The 17,191-nt window shown below is 59.6% G+C and carries 17 protein-coding genes; 10 read left to right on the forward strand and 7 right to left on the reverse strand.

Annotated elements, in window-relative coordinates; translation table 11 throughout:
- Window positions 1–4: 4 nt before the first annotated feature.
- Window positions 5–3,280: a carboxyl transferase domain-containing protein gene (locus F3089_RS02035; RefSeq protein WP_151439179.1), complete on the forward strand. Its 3,276-nt coding sequence runs from the start codon at window positions 5–7 to the stop codon at window positions 3,278–3,280.
- A 12-nt stretch (window positions 3,281–3,292) separates the two neighbouring features.
- On the opposite strand, the gene F3089_RS02040 is transcribed toward F3089_RS02035, so the two are convergent.
- Window positions 3,293–3,478, reverse strand: coding sequence for a DUF2897 family protein (locus F3089_RS02040; protein WP_151439180.1), 186 nt, complete (start codon window positions 3,476–3,478; stop codon window positions 3,293–3,295).
- Window positions 3,479–3,581: 103 nt separating this feature from the next.
- Entirely contained in the window at window positions 3,582–4,760 is a 1,179-nt protein-coding gene (gene hmpA / locus F3089_RS02045) for an NO-inducible flavohemoprotein (RefSeq protein WP_151439181.1), read from the reverse strand.
- Between the two features lie 174 nt (window positions 4,761–4,934).
- On the opposite strand from hmpA, the gene F3089_RS02050 reads away from it, so the two are divergent.
- Window positions 4,935–6,281, forward strand: a complete 1,347-nt coding sequence (locus tag F3089_RS02050) for a DUF445 family protein (RefSeq protein WP_151439182.1) — start codon at window positions 4,935–4,937, stop codon at window positions 6,279–6,281.
- Here the strand turns inward: F3089_RS02050 and F3089_RS02055 are convergent.
- Entirely contained in the window at window positions 6,278–6,541 is a 264-nt protein-coding gene (locus F3089_RS02055; protein ID WP_151439183.1) for a hypothetical protein, read from the reverse strand. The genes F3089_RS02050 and F3089_RS02055 overlap by 4 nt on opposite strands.
- Before the next feature lie 3 nt (window positions 6,542–6,544).
- On the reverse strand, window positions 6,545–8,398 hold the full coding sequence (recQ, locus tag F3089_RS02060; protein WP_151439184.1) for a DNA helicase RecQ: 1,854 nt from the start codon (window positions 8,396–8,398) through the stop codon (window positions 6,545–6,547).
- 327 nt (window positions 8,399–8,725) lie between these two features.
- On the opposite strand from recQ, the gene F3089_RS02065 reads away from it, so the two are divergent.
- From F3089_RS02065 to F3089_RS02090, 5 genes are all read left to right on the forward strand, one after another.
- Window positions 8,726–9,379 carry a hypothetical protein gene (locus F3089_RS02065; protein ID WP_151439185.1) on the forward strand — a complete coding sequence of 218 codons (654 nt, stop codon included), beginning with the start codon at window positions 8,726–8,728 and terminating at the stop codon, window positions 9,377–9,379.
- A 367-nt stretch (window positions 9,380–9,746) separates the two neighbouring features.
- Window positions 9,747–10,352, forward strand: coding sequence for a hypothetical protein (locus F3089_RS02075; protein WP_151439187.1), 606 nt, complete (start codon window positions 9,747–9,749; stop codon window positions 10,350–10,352).
- 261 nt (window positions 10,353–10,613) lie between these two features.
- Complete coding sequence (locus F3089_RS02080) at window positions 10,614–11,243, forward strand: LysE family translocator (RefSeq protein WP_151439188.1); 630 nt, start codon at window positions 10,614–10,616, stop codon at window positions 11,241–11,243.
- Between the two features lie 210 nt (window positions 11,244–11,453).
- The gene (locus F3089_RS16220; RefSeq protein ID WP_502707320.1) at window positions 11,454–11,567 is read left to right on the forward strand and encodes a type II toxin-antitoxin system RelE/ParE family toxin; all 114 of its coding nucleotides are present in this window, start codon (window positions 11,454–11,456) and stop codon (window positions 11,565–11,567) included.
- Window positions 11,568–11,578: 11 nt separating this feature from the next.
- Window positions 11,579–11,893, forward strand: a complete 315-nt coding sequence (locus F3089_RS02090) for a HigA family addiction module antitoxin (protein WP_151439189.1) — start codon at window positions 11,579–11,581, stop codon at window positions 11,891–11,893.
- Between the two features lie 111 nt (window positions 11,894–12,004).
- On the opposite strand, the gene F3089_RS02095 is transcribed toward F3089_RS02090, so the two are convergent.
- A complete protein-coding gene (locus F3089_RS02095; protein ID WP_192497249.1) occupies window positions 12,005–12,454 on the reverse strand; it encodes an oxidoreductase in 450 nt (149 codons plus the stop codon).
- Window position 12,455: 1 nt separating this feature from the next.
- Here F3089_RS02095 and F3089_RS02100 point away from each other — a divergent pair, with 1 nt between their 5' ends.
- Together F3089_RS02100 and F3089_RS02105 are read left to right on the forward strand one after the other, a co-directional pair.
- Window positions 12,456–12,755 carry a hypothetical protein gene (locus F3089_RS02100; protein ID WP_151439190.1) on the forward strand — a complete coding sequence of 100 codons (300 nt, stop codon included), beginning with the start codon at window positions 12,456–12,458 and terminating at the stop codon, window positions 12,753–12,755.
- A 110-nt stretch (window positions 12,756–12,865) separates the two neighbouring features.
- Entirely contained in the window at window positions 12,866–13,264 is a 399-nt protein-coding gene (locus F3089_RS02105) for a GFA family protein (RefSeq protein ID WP_151439191.1), read from the forward strand.
- Between the two features lie 27 nt (window positions 13,265–13,291).
- On the opposite strand, the gene F3089_RS02110 is transcribed toward F3089_RS02105, so the two are convergent.
- Entirely contained in the window at window positions 13,292–14,596 is a 1,305-nt protein-coding gene (locus tag F3089_RS02110; RefSeq protein WP_151439192.1) for a ferredoxin reductase family protein, read from the reverse strand.
- Between the two features lie 118 nt (window positions 14,597–14,714).
- Window positions 14,715–15,893, reverse strand: a complete 1,179-nt coding sequence (locus tag F3089_RS02115; protein ID WP_151439193.1) for a magnesium transporter — start codon at window positions 15,891–15,893, stop codon at window positions 14,715–14,717.
- A 185-nt stretch (window positions 15,894–16,078) separates the two neighbouring features.
- Here F3089_RS02115 and F3089_RS02120 point away from each other — a divergent pair, with 185 nt between their 5' ends.
- The gene (locus F3089_RS02120; RefSeq protein WP_225741645.1) at window positions 16,079–17,179 is read left to right on the forward strand and encodes a GGDEF domain-containing protein; all 1,101 of its coding nucleotides are present in this window, start codon (window positions 16,079–16,081) and stop codon (window positions 17,177–17,179) included.
- Window positions 17,180–17,191: the final 12 nt, after the last annotated feature.

Raw genomic sequence — 17,191 nt, forward strand, 5'->3', positions numbered from 1 at the left:
TTCGATGTCGTTTTCCTCTGTCCTCATCGCCAACCGCGGTGAGATCGCCATCCGTATCGCGCGGGCCTGCAATGAGCTGGGTATCCGGTCCGTGAGCGTGTTCGCGGAAGATGATGAGGCGTGCCTGCATACCCGTAAGTCCGATGAGGCCGTTGCACTCCGGGGGCGGGGCTCCAAGGCCTATCTGGACATGGATCAACTGATTGCCATTGCCCGGGACCGGGGGTGCGATGCCATCCATCCCGGCTATGGGTTCCTGGCGGAGAACGCGGTGTTTGCCCGCCGGTGTGCGGAAGCCGGCATCGTATTCATCGGGCCGGCGCCGGAGGTGCTGGAGCGTTTTGGCGACAAGTCAGCGGCGCGGGCGCTTGCGGAGCAGAATCATGTGCCGCTGGTTGCGGGGATCAACCGGGCCATAACGCTGGACGAGGCCAGAACCTTCTTCAGCGAGCACGGGCCACTGATGCTCAAGGCAGCTGCGGGCGGCGGTGGCCGTGGCATCCGTGCGGTTGCCTGTGAAAGCGAGCTCGAGGAAGCGTTCACCCGTTGCCAGTCCGAGGCGCAGTCCGCCTTCGGTGATGGCGCGCTCTACGTGGAGCGGTTGATCGAGCGGGCGCGCCACATCGAGATCCAGGTGCTGGGGGATGGCACCGGCGCGGTCAGCCACCTTGGGGAGCGCGACTGCAGCCTCCAGCGCCGCAACCAGAAACTGCTCGAGATGGCGCCCAGTCCGAGCCTGGAGGCCGGAACCCGTGATGCCATGATCGAGTGCGCACTGGCCATGGCGCAGTCCGTGAACTATCACGGCCTGGGTACATTCGAGTTTCTGGTCGATGCGGATCAGCCGGAGCGGTTCGTCTTTATGGAAGCCAATCCAAGGGTTCAGGTGGAACACACGGTGACCGAGGAGGTGACCGGCGTTGACCTGCTTCAGACCCAGCTGGAGCTTCTGGCGGGCCAGACCCTGGCGGACCTGGCGCTTGAAATGGCGCCGACACCACGAGGCTTTGCCATCCAGGCGCGCGTCTGCGCCGAAACCCTGCAGGCGGACGGTAGCGCTATGCCGGCCGCTGGCACGCTCACCGCCTACGAGCCACCCAGCGGTCCTGGCCTCCGTGTGGATGGCCACGGCTACGTGGGCCTGCCCATCAGTCCGTCCTACGACTCACTGCTGGCCAAGCTGATCGCCCATGGCAACAGCTACAGGGCAGTCCTCAAGCGCCTTTATCGTGCCCTCTGTGAATTCCGGCTTGAGGGCGTGGCGACCAATATGGGCCTGCTCCGGAACCTTCTGCAGCGGCCGGAAGTGGAAGACTATGACGTCACGACGCGCTTTTTCGAGGCTCACCTGGAGGCGCTGATCGCGGCCGACGATCAGGCTCACCCGCACCTGCATGTAGACGCCGCCGCGCCGGCGTCCGTGGATCCCGTGGCCAGTGTTGAGGCGCCGGCTGGCACCGTCGGCATCGAGTCGCCCAGCGCGGGCCAGGTGGTCAGCGTTGACGTGGCGGAAGGGGATGCCGTGGCCGCTGGCCAGGTGATTGCGGTACTGGAGGCCATGAAGATGGAGTTCGTGGTCAGGGCGAGCCAGTCCGGCATCGTGCGTGCGCTCGCCGTGCAGCTCGAGGCCATGGTGGCGGAAGGGCAGGCGCTGCTGTTCATTGAGCCAGCGGAGGTAGATGATCAGCAGCTCCAGACCGAAGAGGCCGTGGATCTTGATTACATCCGGGCGGACCTTGAGGAGGTGTTCGAACGTCACGCACAGCTCACGGACGAGCGCCGCCCGGCGGCGGTGGAGAAACGCCACAAAGCCGGGCAACGCACTGCCCGTGAGAACGTTGAGGATCTGCTCGATGAGGGCAGTACCAACGAATACGGTGCCCTGGCGGTGGCCGCGCAACGCCGCCGCAAGTCCGTGGAGCAACTGGCGGAGCTGAGCCCGGCGGATGGCCTGGTTACCGCCATCGGCACGGTGAACGCGGATGTGTTCGGCGCTCCGGATTCAGGCTGCGTTACGCTGGCCTACGATTACACCGTCTTCGCGGGCACCCAGGGCGTGGCCGGGCACAGGAAGGCGGATCGGATGCTGGCGCTGGCGGAGCAGTGGCGGATTCCCCTGGTGCTTTTCGCGGAAGGCGGGGGAGGGCGGCCCAACGATACCGATGCCAACGGTGTGTCCTTCCTGGATTGTCATAGTTTCGCGGCAATGGCTGCACTTTCCGGAAAGGTGCCGACCATCGGCATTGCCTCGGGCCGGTGTTATGCCGGTAATGCCGCCATGCTGGGCTGCTGCGATGTCATCATCGCGACCCGCGGCACGACCCTGGGCATGGCCGGGCCGGCCATGATCGAAGGGGGCGGACTGGGCAGCTACAGCCCCGAGGAAGTCGGGCCGACATCGGTCATGGGTCCGAATGGCGTGATCGACGTACTGGTCGAGGATGAAGCGGAAGCGGTCCAAACCGCCAAGCAGTACCTGGCCTATTTTCAGGGGCCGATTGATGACTGGCAGGAACCGGACCAGCGCCGGCTCCGCCATCTGATCCCGGAAAACCGCATGCGCGTCTACGACATCCGGGACGTGCTCGGGACCCTTGCAGACGAGGGCAGCGTGCTGGAACTGCGCCGGGAGTTCGCGCCCGGGCTGGTTACCGCACTGGTGCGCATCCAGGGGCGGCCCTTCGGGCTGATCGCCAACAACCCGGCGCACCTCGGCGGTGCTGTGGATGCCGCCGCCGGCGACAAGGCCGCGCGCTTCATGCAGCTGTGCAACGCCCATGGTTTGCCCATGGTGTCACTGTGCGACACGCCTGGTTTCATGGTGGGCCCGGAAGCGGAAAAACAGGCCACCATCCGCCATGTGTCGCGCATGTTTGTGGCGGCGGCCAACCTTTCGGTTCCCTTTTTCACGGTGGTGCTGCGCAAGGCCTATGGGTTGGGTGCCCAGGCGATGGCCGCCGGCAGCCTGCATGCGCCGTTCTTTACCGCCGCCTGGCCGAGCGGGGAGTTCGGGCCCATGGGCTGGGAAGGCGCCGTCCGGCTGGGCTTTGCCAAGGAACTCGCGGCCCAGCCCGATGAGGCGTCCCAAAAGAAGATGTTCGATACCCTGGTCGCGAAGGCCTACGAGCAGGGCAAGGCCCTCAACGTGGCCAGCTACCTGGAGATTGACGCCGTCATCGACCCGCAGGAGACGCGGGCCTGGCTGCTGCGCGGGCTGAACGCCGCCTATGTGGGGCGGCAGGGAGAATCCGGGCAGAGCGGGTTTGTGGACACTTGGTAAGACCGTCCTTGATTATGGCCCATCATTTTTCTCCTGCTGCTCCTTTTCTTCTGCCTCCAGCTCCGCCTTGCGTTTGCGGATCCTTTCCATCTGCTCACTGGACATATTGAGCTTGCGGGCACTGTCGCGCAGCCAGAACAGTCCTCCGAGCATGGAGCCGATAACAAGAACGAAAATGATCCATTCGGTGGCGGACATGAGCGCTCCCCCGGACTGGTGGCATGGCAGGGCCGGAACCCTGCCTTAACGGTACCACTGTTTCAACTTGCCAGGTATGAATGGCGGGAGCGTCGAGTCTCTTTCAGGCAGCCCTCAGCGGGCGAGCCGGGCCGAAGTGCTCGTAGTGGCGCCGGCTCTCGCTGACCCCCAGTGCTTCGAGTGCGGCATCCACTGTCTGCATGAAGGGTTCCGGCCCCACGAAGTAGCACCGGGCGGACGGGGCGGGCAGGTGCTGTGAAAGCAGTGTCTGGTCGACCATGCCAATGGCGTCCGCCCCTTCGCTTATGTCGCCTTCTTCGTAGATGACAACCGGGTTGAAGTGCTCCGGGTACTGGGCCTGGAGGGCCTGGATCTCGTCCGAGAAGGCATGGTGCTGGCGACTGCGCGCGGCGTGCAGGTAGGCGACTGGGCGCCCCTGCTCCAGAGCCTGCTTCGCCAGGGGCAGCATTGGGGTCTGGCCGACGCCGCCGCTGATCAGCAACAGCGGTTCCTGGCCGGTGAGCGTCAGTTCGCCGGCCGGGGGCAGCAGTTCCAGTTCAAGGCCCTTCTGCGCTTCGTCATGGAGGAAGCGGCTGGCATGGCCCTCTGATTCGCGCTTGACGGAGATGCGGTAGGTGCGGCCGTTGGGCACATCGGACAGGCTGTAATGGCGATAGACGGGCTCACCGTTGATCTCGAGCCGGACACCGATGTACTGCCCCGGCTGGAAGTCCGCTACCGGCTCACCGTCCACGGGCTCCAGCTCAAAGGAGGTGATGACCGCGCTCTCTGGTCGGCGGCTGCGGATGCGGAACGCGCGCCGCCCCTGCCAGCCGCCCGGGCGGTTGGCAAAGTCGTGGTAATGCTGTTGTTCCACGTCGATCAGAAGCCCCGCCAGTTCGTTGTAGAGTGCTTCCCAGGCATCCGCGACGTCCGGCGTCACCGCATCACCCAGCACATCACCAATGGCCGCCATCAGGCATTCGCCCACGATGGGGTAATGGTCCGGCTGGATGCCGAGCGAGATGTGTTTGCCGATGGCGGTTGAAAGGGCAGCCCGGGCTTCCGCCGGGTTGCTGCGCAGCTGAACATACTGCAGAACCGCTCCGGCCAGCGCGCGCGCCTGGTTGCCACTGGCCTGGTGGCTGGCGTTGAACAGCGCGTTGACCTCCGGGTAGCGTTCAAACATCAGCGGGTAGAACCGGGCGGTAATGGTTTCAAGGTGTTCCGCCACGATGGGGGCCGTGTCTGCGAGGATCTGTTCCTGGGTCGAACTCAGCATAGGCACTCCTGTTGATTGCTGGGGTATTCTTTAAGCGGCACGAATAATACATCTTTTTTGATTAATGTAAAAATGATGAATCAATAATGTTGCCATGCAATGGGGGTGGTTCATCTGTATCGTGAGGCAGTGACCGGTCGCCGCTGAATACCAACCTCAAGGAGGTGAATCGCTATGGATGTGGACCTGACCCGTTGGGACAGCAACTTCCGTCGTGGGCTGCTGGCCTCGGCCCTGGTGTTCGGCCTGCTGGACTATTGGTTTGCCGGGGACAACATCTGGGCGCGTGCCGGGTTCGTGATCACGGTGGCGGGCCTGGTCGGGTATTTCACCAATTTCCTGGCCATCAAGATGCTCTTCCAGCCCAAGCAGGGCCAGGTCCTCGGCTGGCAGGGGCTGGTGCCCAAGAACAAGGATCAGATCGCCCGCAGCCTGGCCGAGAGTGTGCAGGAGCAACTGCTCTCGCCGGAAATCATCCTGGACTACATCCGCGAACGCCGGCTGATCGAGACCGGTACCGAGACGATGGCCCTGTGGATTGACGACCACCTGCAGGATCCCGAGGTGCGTAAACGCATCACGGAAGTGGTGGTGGATCTGATGCGCGAACGTGGCCCTGAGGCAATGACACGCTCTCTGGATTTTGTTGAAGCTGCCCTGAAGGATCTGGCCCGCGACCCGGAAAACATTGACCAGTGGTGGGGCCAGATAAGGGAGACGCTGAACACGTTTCTCCAGTCCCGGGAGAACCGTGAGTGGCTCGCCGGAAAAGCGCGCCACTGGCTGCAGCAGGAAGTTCCCCGGATCTCGGGCTGGCTGAACAGGGCGCTTGAGGATTACCTCAGGCAGAAACGCCGTATGGGAGCGCTGGGCCTTGGCATCAAGAACATTTTTTCGTTCGATCAGGATGCGATCAGCGACATTCTCGACCGTTTCATCAATGATCCCGAGGTTTCCGATGACTTCATGACGATGCTGGATGCCGTGGTGGATGGCATCCAGGAGGAAATGGAAAAGCCCGAGGTGCAGGCGCTGATCCAGGCCCGTCTGGGCACCTGGATTGAGACACTGGGGACCACGACGCGGGACCGGATCCTGCCGTTGCTGGTGGCACAGACCGACCGGTACCTGCAAGACGAGACCAACTGGGTACGTATTGAGGAATCACTGATCAGTACCCTGCAGTGGCTGAAGAAGCAGGGCCTGAACGTGCTCCATTCCGGGAAGGGGCAGGCCTGGGTCAGCCAGGGTATCGAGCTGGCGGTCAAGCGCCTGGATGTGACCAACGTGGTGGAGCAGCAGGTGCGCCGGCTCGATACGGACGAGCTGGAGAAGATGGTGTTGGACAACACCGGCGGCAACCTGACCGTGATCCAGCTCCTCGGGGGCTGCCTGGGCCTGATTCTCGGGACCGTCCAGGTGCACCTGGCCTTTGCGGTGCCAATCGGGGCCCTTCTGGTGGTGGTCTGGCTCGCGTGGCAGCTGAATGAGCGGCGCAATGCCCGTAATGCGGCGGGTTAGAGACGCTGCAGGCGCTCGTACCCCTGCCGGGTCAGCAGCACCAGGTGCTGGGAGGTCTGATAGACCTTGCCCTCGGCCTTGAGCGTCTCGATCCACTGCCCGTAGTCAGGGGCCGGGCAATAGAAGAAATCACGCCCTTCCTGTAGCGCGTCACCGGAGTGCTTGAACCGCCGGAAGGCGGTGCCCTTGGTGAAGCCGTTCATCTCATCCACCTGGCGGAAGCTCAGGGTCGGGGTGCCGTTACAGTCGATCGGCTCCATGGTTCAGGCTTCCTCGGGCGCGTCCTCAAGTTCCTTCAGCACATTGAGGAACTGCTCCCCATACCGCTCCAGCTTCGCCTGGCCGATGCCGGGCACCGAGGCCATCTCATCCAGGCTCTTCGGCCTGGCATGGAGCATCTCCCTGAGGGTGGCGTCATGGAAAATGATGTAGGGCGGCACGCCTTCCGCGTCCGCGAGCTCCTTGCGGAAGCGGCGCAGTTCCTCCCATTCCGGCCCGGCCACATCCGGCGGGGCACTGCGTCTGGTGCTGGTGCCTGAGGTCTTGCGGGCGGCGGGCAGTATGTCCTCACGCAGCGACAGGCCGACTTCCCCCTTGAGCAGGGTGCGGCATGCGGGGGCGAGTTGAAGACCACCGTGGCCCTCGGGGTCGCTCTGCAGGTGGCCGTGGGCCAGGAGCTGGCGCAACACGGAGTGCCAGGCCTGCTTGGAAAGGTCCGCGCCGATGCCGAAAGTGCTGAGCTGGTCGTGGCCCAGGCGGCTGAGGCGGTCGTTGGTCTTGCCCATGAGCACGTCCGTAACGTGCGCCGCGCCGAAGCGCTGGCCGGTGCGGTAGACGCAGGAAAGCGCCTTGCGGGCCGGGTCGGTGGCATCCCAGGTTTTCGGGGGCTGCAGGCAGTTGTCGCAGTTGCCGCATCCACCATCGTGTTCCTCGCCGAAGTAGCGCAGTAATACCTGCCGCCGGCAACCGGTCGCCTCACAGAAGGCCAGCAGCGCCTCAAGACGCTCGCGTTCCGCCTTCTGCTGGTGTTCGTCCGCGCCGGACTGGGCCAGCATCTGGCGCACCTGGTAGACATCCTGCAAGCCATAGACCATCCAGGCCTCCGCGGGCTCCCCGTCACGCCCGGCGCGGCCCGTCTCCTGGTAGTACGCTTCGATGCTCTTGGGCAGATCCAGGTGGGCCACAAAGCGCACATCCGGCTTGTCGATGCCCATGCCGAAGGCCACGGTCGCCACCACAACTAGCCCTTCCTCGTGCAGGAACCGCTCCTGATGGTGTTGGCGGGTCTCATTGTCCAGCCCCGCGTGGTAGGCCACCGCCGGCACCCCCTGGCTGCTCAGGTACTCCGCCGTGGACTCGGTGCGCTTGCGGCTCATGCAGTAGACAATGCCGGAATGCCCGGTATGGCGCTCGCGGATGAAGGTCAGTAACTGCTCGCGGGCGTTGCCCTTGAGGCCGACACGGTAATGGATATTGGGGCGGTCAAAGCTGGCGACGTAGGTCTCGCCCCCATCCGGCAGCAGCTGGCGGCCAATCTCCTCGCGGGTGCGCTGGTCCGCGGTGGCTGTGAGGGCGATGCGTGGCACCTGCGGGAAACGCTGGCGCAGCACATCCAGTTTCATGTACTCCGGCCGGAAGTCATGCCCCCACTGGGAGACACAGTGCGCCTCGTCGATGGCGAACAGGCCGATCTCCGAACGCTCCAGCAGCCCCAGCATGTTCTCGGTGAGCAGCCGCTCCGGCGCCACGTAGAGCAGGTCCAGTTCGCCTGCCAGCGCGGACTGCTCGATATCCCGCTGCATCACCGGGTCGAGGCTGGAATTCAGGCAGGCCGCCCGTACCCCGTTGTGCTGCAACGCCTCCACCTGGTCCCGCATCAACGCAATCAACGGCGACACAACCACCGCCAGCCCCGGCCGCAACAGCGCCGGAATCTGGTAACACAGCGACTTGCCGCCACCGGTGGGCATCAGCACCAGCGCATTACGCCCCTCAACCAGCGACTGGATGATCTCCAGCTGGCGACCCCGGAACTGCTCGTAACCAAAGACGTCCCGCAGGGTACGGTGCGCGGCCTGTTCGAAATCCGTTTCCGGGGCGGCGCTGTGATCGGGCATCAAGAGGCGACTCCATTCAGTGGGATTGGACGGGCAAAGGGTACTTGGTTCGGGGGTGTGGGGGAAGGTGGTGCGGGTGACGAAAAGACCGTGGGCGGGGTCGCAGAATGAGGCTGATAAGCGGTAATCTGGAGAGCGTTCGGGTGTGGGCTCTGCTAGGGTGGTGAGTGATATTGAGAAGTCAGGATATTACGAGAAGGTGCTGGGTTATCTTCGTAAAAAACTGAAAGTAAAAGGGTTTGGCGTTCAGGATTATTGGCGCTATACAGAATTCAGGGATATTGATATCGCTGCGTTCTAGATATTATCTGTTAAATGCCATCAAACATGACGATACTGATCAGAATAGTCTTCGGGATTTTGGCGGCAGGCGTTATTACCGGCCTGATCATGTTATCAGCCGGAATGTATGGGCCCACATATCGAACACAGGTTGCTAAGCTACCAATTGATCTAGAGTCACCCTCGCAGCATAGAACAACGTTCACAGTCGATCACTCTGACCAATACATGATTGAGCTTCATTTAAATGCTGTTTTTCCTGATGAAAAAATGGAGCGAATTCTCGGAGACTTTGCAGAGAGGGAACGGGGCGAAGTTGAAGTGGCCTGGAAGGTCGAGTCAGATAGTTCTGTGATTGGAAGCGGATCGAATACCGAATTTGGCTACTCGCCAATATGGAGCGGATCACGCTGGGGGCTCTCAATAGGAACGGTCAATGCGAATGAGGAAGTCGAATATACTTTGTCAGTGTTTACTAAAAACGTAAGTTCTGACTGGAATCGGACGGATCCATATGTCGAAGTCGGCCTCCATCCAAATAGGCTAGAGGGTTTTCTAGTTCTTGGTATATATGGCTTTTTGCTGTTGATCTTGTCTGGAATTCCCTTGGCCTTTCTGGTTGTTCTACAGATTGTTCGGAAGAGACGCCAGGCATTTAACCAGTCGCTCCAGCCGACGCCCGAAAACGGGCGCGGCTGAGCTTTTCGTTATACCTCTATGTAGCCGCTCATCAAAATAATCTGACACTGGTTTTTTAGGTCCGCTACAGTATTGCTTACCAGTAAGTCACCTAAAACCAGAGGAAAGAATGACTATGTACAAATGTCCCAAGTGCGGTTCATCGGACACCAGCAAAGAACGGTTGCAGGGGTGGGATACCGGCGACAGAATCTGCGCCAATTGCGGTTGCACTACTGCGGCTGTGGATTTCCGGAAAGCAGCTGAGTCCGCAGAGACTGACCAGCCGAAAGTTCAGGCATAACACTCCGCATCAGTAAGCGACCGAAGGTCGCCGGGCGCCCCTGTTGGGGCGCCGCTGTTCTCCGCGTTGTACCAGAGAGGTGAGATGAATACTGAGGAAAAACCATCTCTATACCATGCAAAGCGAGAATTGGTCGCCGCTCAGAGGGCCATTGAGCGCATGAGTGAGGCCCAGTCTGTCGAGGATCTTGAAGACGAGTGGAAGGTATTTCTCACTGCAATTGAAAAGTGTTGGATTAAAGTTGAACGATCCTGCCAGCACGTTCGAAACAAATTCCAGCCTTGGCAAGGAAGGTATGCGAGCGAGAGAAGAAAGGACCCTCTTTTGAAGTACCTGAAACATGCGCGAAATTCAGATCATCATTCGATCCAAGAGAACATGGATAAAAAGGCGGCATCGAGCTCTATGTACGTGGAAGGAGGTCCTGGGGTTACGCACATCGAGCACCTCGAGATTAAGGATGGTAAAGTCCTTGAATACCGCGGTAACAAGCCGCTTGTAATTGAGAACCTTCCTAATCGAGTTGAATTAATACCAGTAAAAGACGGTAGCAAGTGGTATAACCCGCCGAAACAGCATAAAGGCACAAAGTTGGCTTGGCCGGCACCGCTGGATGTTGCGCAATTAGGGCTTGAGTACTACAAGCAGTTTGTTGAAGCGGCGGAGGAGGAGTTCTTTGAGAGGGTATAACCAAACGCGCCACACGGATGCCCTTTTCTCCGCTTCGCTCCAAAAAGCGCACCGGTGCGCTCTGCGTTGAGACTGTAGAAAAAGTCCAAGGGTTCAGAATGACCGTGCCCAAGCGTGAAATCTGATGAAGCTTTCGGGAATTGAGGCCTCAGGTTTTGCGAGAGAGCGCGATATTGCGCACAAATATTGTCCAAATTAAGGCGCTGGAGAAGACTTGACCTTTCTCTATAGCCTCGTTAGACAGTACACTTTGGAGCATACATGAATATCGAGGTTTGGATCACGTTCGTTTTAGTGGCTGTAGTAGCTACTGCCAATCCCGGCCCTGCGATGTTGCTTGTGTCGTCACATAGCATTGGCTTCGGTGTTGCAAAAACCGTTTTCACTATTGCCGGCAATGTCACCGGGCTTGCCATTCTATCTACGCTATCAGTGCTTGGGGTCGGTTCACTACTTGTGCATACTCCAATGGCGTTCACTGCTGTCAAAATTATGGGAGCCATGTACCTCATTTACTTGGGGGTGAGATTGTGGAGAAAGGGCTTATCACCTTTGAATGCAAAAACTGATAGTAATCAAAAAAGTGTGATTTCGTTGTACGCTCAAGGAGTTGCCGTCGCTCTGTCAAACCCAAAAGCAATTTTGTTTACAACGGCACTATTCCCACAGTTTATTGATCCTAATACAAATTTGTTACCGCAATTCCTATTGCTGATATCAACATTCATATCTCTTTCGTTTTCATGTTTACTTATTTGTGCAGTTGCAGTGCGTCGAACGTTCACAGCGATAGGCAATTCCACGCTATACAGAGTTATAGGAAAGCTATTTGGCGGCACATTCATAGGTGCGGGTGGTATGCTTTTGATCTCGAAAAACAACCCGACCTAACAAGTGCAGGCACGGCGAAACGGGGTAGAACCCCTCTACGGCGACCGTCTTTCCGGCGCTGCGCGCCTACAAGCCGGCGCGTAAGCCTTGCCGTAGTAACGCTTTGCGTTATTAACGCGATGCGTCACTGTTGAATCATGATCATCTCGTTCAAGTGTAGGGATACCGAGAAACTGGCCAGCGGGCGTCGCGTTAAACGCTTTGTGAATTTTGAGTGGTGATCGCCGAGGCGAGTACAGCATCCGGATTAACCAGCAATTTCGATTGTGCTTCCGGTGGACGAAAGCTGGCGCGGAAGATGTCGAAATCGTTGATTACCATTAAGGGGGTGACTTATGCGCGATATTGATCCTGTAACGCCTGGCGAGTTGCTGAAGGAAGAGTTTCTTGAGCCTATGGGGATCTCACAGTATCGCCTAGCCAAAGAAATTGGAGTGCCGGCTCAGCGTATTGGACAGATCATTGTCGGGAAGCGCTCTATAACCGCCGATACGGATCTGCGACTCTATCGTTTCTTTGGGCTATCCAATGGCTATTGGCTTCGGGCGCAAGCTGCTTATGATACTGAGGTGACTGAAGAGGCTTTGGCCGAGCAGCTGAGTAATATTCGACCCTGGAATTCGGGCTCACCCACAGATCGTAGGGCATAACCAGTCGCGTCACGCGGACGCGCACCGGTGCGCTTCGCCGTTATGTATAGATGAACCCACATGGAAATAGGTGCATGGAAGCTGCTGAGTACACCGTTACAAAGGGTCGTTTTAGGCACTGTCGCTTCCTTTATAAGTGCGTGCTTTGAGCTGAATGCCTAGACTCTCGATCTTTTCGCTGGCGTCTCCCCGCATGAGCTTCAGCAATTCGTCCCTGGCAGTTTTATTGTCCATTCCACGGCTTTCCAAGTGGGCCAGCAATTTACCGAATACCTGGCGTCGTTTTAGTCCCGACCGGGATGTATCTCGCCGGTCTGAGAAAAAGTCCATCAGGGTTGAACCACATACACAGTTGCGAAACAGTTCAACCACCGGGCGCTCGTCATCGTCGTAACCGAGCTTGAGACCGGATCGGCCAGCAATGTCATCTGACTGTTGCACAAAATCCTGCGGTGACCGGTAAACGCGACCGCAAGTGGCGCATTCCTTTGGAAAAGAACTGTCAGACAGGGCTTTGAGTCCTTCGAACAATTCCTCCTCGTTGGAGAGGGGGTTGCTCATAATGATTATTCTCCACTCCCTCGGGCTTTTTGGCGTTGATGGGCGGAAACGCCCGAGTGCTACAGGGATGATTACTCGCAGTCTAGCATTGGCTCGTAAACAGGACAGAAAGCGCCAGCGGGAAGCATTCTGGGAGGTTCACAGACAAAAAGCGGTGATCGGTCTAGTGGGCTTTGGTCTGGCCGGTACCGTGGGCTACTACGCTGTTGGGGATGTGTTTCCCTGGAATATGTTTGGGCTGGGTGCTGGATTTGCGTTGGCCACGGTCTGCCGAGAGCTCGGTATTCCAATTAACCAGTAGCCCCCGATAAGCCCTGCACGAGAGGATGATTGGTCACCAAGTTGGCGGGTCGTGTCTTGAGGGGAAGCCGCAGGTGGCTACGCTTTGTTGTACCAACCAAGGAGGCGTTTATGCATCATGGAAGCTGTCTTTGCGGAAATATCCAGTACCGGTACTCTGGGTCCATTGACGAAGTGTCCCGCTGCCACTGCAAAGAGTGTCAGAAGTCGTCGGGCTCGGCTTTCGTCGCCGTGGCGCCGATCGAGAGTCAATACTTCGAGATCCTGAAGGGCGAAGAGTTTCTGAAGGAATTCAGGGCTACACCCCAGAAAGCGAGGGTGTTCTGCAGTAATTGCGGATCCCCACTGTACAGTGCCCGCGATGATGCGCCGGAGTCCAAGCGCTTGCGAATCGGCACCCTGGATACGGCACTGAACCCCTCACATCAATACCAGGGTTTTGTTTCAGAAAAGCCCTCCTGGTATGGGGTGTCGGATGCCTGGCCACAATATGACCGGTTTCCAGGTTAGAAGTTGGTTCGTAGTAGTGAGTAGTGCTCAGCGCATCCTGAACAGTTCCTGATGGAAGTCTTTGGGCCGTAGACCATTGGCCACCAGGTCACGCTTGAGGGCGTGGCCGAATCCCGTCGGGCCACAGAACCAGATGCTCGCATTGTTCCATTCGGGTACTGTGGCGCGGATTCGGTCGCCCGTAAGGAAGCCATCCCTTGGTGTGTAGTAGAGATGGAGTTGCACCTCGGCGGCTCTGGCATCCGCGATGAGTTTCTCGGCAGCTTTCTGGTCGTATTCCTCGGTGCAGAAGAAAAGGTCAATCCGGCTGTGTTCCCCCGGGTTATGGGCCAGGTATTTCATCCGGGCCACAAAGGGGGTGATGCCGATGCCGCCGGCGATCCAGATCTGGCGGCAGTGGTTATCCTCAAAATCGAAGCAGCCGTAGGGGCCTTCAACGGTGACCGGCATGCCTTCCTTCAGCACTGCTGGCATTTCTCGAGTGTGGTCACCGAGTTCCTTCACAAAGAACGTCAGGCGGTGCTCTTCCGGTACCCAGTCGGAGGCGATGGTGTAGGGGTGGGCGCCTTCGCGCTTTTCATCGGTGATGAAGGCGAACTGGCCGGGTCTGTGGCCGGGCCATCCCTCGTCCAGGTTCACTGTGCCCTCAAGAACCTCGAGGCGCGGATAGAAAGTGAGGGATTCAATGGTGCCGTTCACCTTGCGGCTGTGACCGATGCGCCCTGAGAGTACAATCACTGTGGAAACCAGGCCGGCTACTATCAGGGCGGCAACCAGCCAACCGATGGGCTGGGTCCAGTAGTTTGGGGGCATCAGGACCAGGCTGTGGTACACGATGAACACGTAGGCGACGGCCAGAAGCCTGTGGACTTTCTGGAACAGGTGGTAGGGGAACCAGCGCACGATTGCCAGGAGCAGCAGTACCACAACCGCGTAGAAGGTCCATTCACCAACGGCTTCGGCCATGCCTTCCTGCTGCTGGAGCCAGGCCTGCAGCGCGGCTGGCGCCTCCTCTGCCCACCCCCTGCGGAGCCGCAGATGTTTGCCGGAAGACACCCACCAGTGAACGAGCATGAACCCCAGGCCCGTGATGCCGAGCCATTTGTGTAGGCGGTACATCCTGTCGAGCCCATTCAGGGGGCGTTCGAGCCATTTCGGGCGGGTGGCCAGGACCATGGCGAGACTCATCAGGGCCAGAGCCATGGTGCCTGTGTACTGGGTGACCAGGGGCTGAAGACTGCGGCCGGTGTCCGGCGCGACTATTCCGGGGGCCAGCCAAAGTGCTGTGAAACCGGCGAGAACAAATGTAAGGGCCAATCTGACAGTCGTCATAGCCAAACCTGGTCTTAAGTGTCGCCCCCAGTGTAGAGGCCGCCCTGTTCGGGCCTTATGATTTTTGTCAGCAATCCGCTCGGGATTCGGTGGCCAGCGCTGGTGGAATGCCTGCCTGTTACAGCACCAGCGTGGAAGCCAGGAACAGCATCAGGCCCATGCCGATGATGTCGGTGAAGGTGGTCAGGAAAATACTGCTGGCGGTGGCCGGATCCGCTCCGAAGCGCTGCAGCAGCAACGGCACGGCGACACCGAAGATACCGCTGCCCATACAGGCGCCGATCATGGCGATGAAGATGACGAAGCCGAGCATGGCCGGATTGGCGGAATCGGTGGAAACCGCATAGGCAAACATGGCAACGCCGGCGATCACGCCCACGGCGGCACCGTTGAGCGCGCCCAGCAGGATCTCCTTACGCAGCAATCGGCTGATGGGATAGTCCTGTATCTTGCCCAGAGTGATGCCGCGCAGGGTGATCGCCAGCGCCTGGCAGCCAGTGTTACCGCTCTGGCCTGCGAGCACCGGCAGGAAGGCGGCCAGGGCAACGATCTGCGCAATGGTGCTCTCAAACATCCCGACCACGAAGGCTGCGGCAAAGGCGGTGATCAGGTTTACCTGCAGCCAGGGGTGGCGCATGCGGAAGGCGGCGAACACCGGCGTGTTGATCTGCTCTTCCTTCGCCACACCATACTGGGAGCCGGCCTGGGCGCTGAGCTCCGAGGCAAGGCGCTCGTACAGTTTCCAGCCACGCACTTCGCCCACCACACGCTGCTGCTCGTCCACCACCGGATACATGCGGTAGTGGCGTTGCTGCACTTCGTCGATCGCTTCATCGAGCGGCGTGTCCTGCCGGAAGGCGAAGGGCTCGTGGACCATGATGCTGGCCAGGGTTTCGGAGGGCTTGGCCAGGATCAGGTCGCGCATCCCCACAATACCCACCAGGCGATCCGCGTCGGTCACGAACATGTAGCTGATCCCGGAGACATCAGAGCTTTTCACCATGAAGGTCAGCGCTTCGGCGACGGTGTAGTCCGACGGCAGCGTTGCCGTCGGGCCTGTCATCAGCTCCCCGATGGTTTCTTCCATGCCTGAGAGCACAGCACGGGTGGCCGCCTCGCCCGGCGCGGCCGCTTCGCCCATATGGGAGGCTATGGTGACTGCCTGCTCCGAGGGCAGCCCAGAGAGAATGAACTGGATATCATCGGCGGGCAGTCGCACCAGCTCCTCGGCGGCATCCAGCGGGGTCTGGTCACGGATATGCTCAACCCGCTCGTTCAAACTCATACTCTGCGGCATGTCTCGCTCCGGCTTGTCAGTCGTTGGACAGACTATAACAATTGAGTGACTTTAATGAGTGGCATCAGTGGTGCCAGTTCGGGTACAAAAGAACTTCTGCAATTGCGGCTTACAACAGCAAGGGTGGGCCACTCGGAAGGGTCGCCCCGATGGTCGTTCATTTTTCTTTGAAGTGGTAGTGCTCCGTGCGTTTTTATTATCGTTCTCTGCCGGCTGAATGGCAGGCGGATTTCCGCGAGTACCAACGATCTCTTGCGCGGCGCTTTTGCGTTCTTGCCTGTGCTGCAGGGCTGCTGATCATTCCCCTGTTCCAGGTGGCCGATCTCTGGCTCTATGATTGGGCGGACCACCACTGGTGGGAACACATGGCCTGGCGGCTGCCCCCAGTGGTTACCGCCGTGGGGGCTCTGTTCCTCAACTGGCGCTTGCCCGAAGGCAACTGGCCACGGCCTATGCTGGTGCTGTACTGCCTTTCGGGGATGCTCATGATGACCGGACTCATGGCTGAGCACCTTGGTGGGGCGGGAGAAGGCGAGGGGTTCATGGCCAAGGGGCTTGTGGTCGTGATCGCGCTGGTCGCTGTGCTGGCCACTGCGGGTGCGAGAGACCTTGTGCTGACCTATGGCATCCCCGCGTTGGCGTTGGGTTGGGTGGTGATGGGTCAGTCCCTGTCCGCTGTTGAATGGTTTAGCGCGCTCATTCATCCACTGCTCATGGCTGTTCTCGGAATTGTGGTTGCGGAAGAATTGTTGCGTGTGCGACTTGCCGCCTTCGCGGCGCGCCAGGAACTGGCGCGTAATGCCAGTACCGATGTGCTGACCGGGCTTGCTAACCGGCGGGCCTTTGACGAACGACTGGAGGCCGAGCATGCCCGCAGCCTTCGGGTCGGTTCCGGGTATGCCCTTGTGATGACGGATCTGGATCACTTTAAGCACGTCAATGACACCTGGGGCCATGAGGTGGGTGATGAGGTTCTCAGGGAATTGGCCCAGCGTCTTGTCAGTGTTCTTCGGACCGAGGATATGCTCGGCCGATGGGGCGGGGAGGAGTTCATGGCACTGCTGCCTGGCGCAGGCGAGCGGGAGGCGATGACCGTGGCGGAAAAGCTGCGTCACGCGGTGGCCGATACGTTATTTGCGACCAGTGCCGGCTCCATTCCGGTGACCACCAGTCTGGGCGTTGCCGTGTTTCGGGGAGAGCAGCTTCCCGGTATGGTGGCGAGGCGGGCGGACATCGCACTTTATGCCGCTAAGGAGAATGGTCGAAACCGGTCTGAGACCGCCTAGATGATCCACGGA

It is taken from the genome of Halospina sp. K52047b (genome assembly GCF_008709855.1).
Taxonomy (GTDB): Bacteria; Pseudomonadota; Gammaproteobacteria; order Pseudomonadales; family Oleiphilaceae; genus Halospina; species Halospina utahensis_B.

Bases quoted from the DNA above. Each gene is read 5' to 3' on its own strand.
- hmpA (WP_151439181.1), bottom strand. From the start codon at position 4,760: ATGCTGAGTTCGACCCAGGAACAGATCCTCGCAGACACGGCCCCCATC.
- F3089_RS02050 (WP_151439182.1), top strand. From the start codon at position 4,935: ATGGATGTGGACCTGACCCGTTGGGACAGCAACTTCCGTCGTGGGCTG.
- F3089_RS02055 (WP_151439183.1), bottom strand. From the start codon at position 6,541: ATGGAGCCGATCGACTGTAACGGCACCCCGACCCTGAGCTTCCGCCAG.
- recQ (WP_151439184.1), bottom strand. From the start codon at position 8,398: ATGCCCGATCACAGCGCCGCCCCGGAAACGGATTTCGAACAGGCCGCG.
- F3089_RS02090 (WP_151439189.1), top strand. From the start codon at position 11,579: ATGCGCGATATTGATCCTGTAACGCCTGGCGAGTTGCTGAAGGAAGAG.
- F3089_RS02115 (WP_151439193.1), bottom strand. From the start codon at position 15,893: ATGCCGCAGAGTATGAGTTTGAACGAGCGGGTTGAGCATATCCGTGAC.
- F3089_RS02035 (WP_151439179.1), top strand. From the start codon at position 5: ATGTCGTTTTCCTCTGTCCTCATCGCCAACCGCGGTGAGATCGCCATC.
- F3089_RS02075 (WP_151439187.1), top strand. From the start codon at position 9,747: ATGAATACTGAGGAAAAACCATCTCTATACCATGCAAAGCGAGAATTG.
- F3089_RS02110 (WP_151439192.1), bottom strand. From the start codon at position 14,596: ATGACGACTGTCAGATTGGCCCTTACATTTGTTCTCGCCGGTTTCACA.
- F3089_RS02105 (WP_151439191.1), top strand. From the start codon at position 12,866: ATGCATCATGGAAGCTGTCTTTGCGGAAATATCCAGTACCGGTACTCT.
- F3089_RS02065 (WP_151439185.1), top strand. From the start codon at position 8,726: ATGACGATACTGATCAGAATAGTCTTCGGGATTTTGGCGGCAGGCGTT.
- F3089_RS02100 (WP_151439190.1), top strand. From the start codon at position 12,456: ATGATTATTCTCCACTCCCTCGGGCTTTTTGGCGTTGATGGGCGGAAA.
- F3089_RS02040 (WP_151439180.1), bottom strand. From the start codon at position 3,478: ATGTCCGCCACCGAATGGATCATTTTCGTTCTTGTTATCGGCTCCATG.
- F3089_RS02080 (WP_151439188.1), top strand. From the start codon at position 10,614: ATGAATATCGAGGTTTGGATCACGTTCGTTTTAGTGGCTGTAGTAGCT.
- F3089_RS02095 (WP_192497249.1), bottom strand. From the start codon at position 12,454: ATGAGCAACCCCCTCTCCAACGAGGAGGAATTGTTCGAAGGACTCAAA.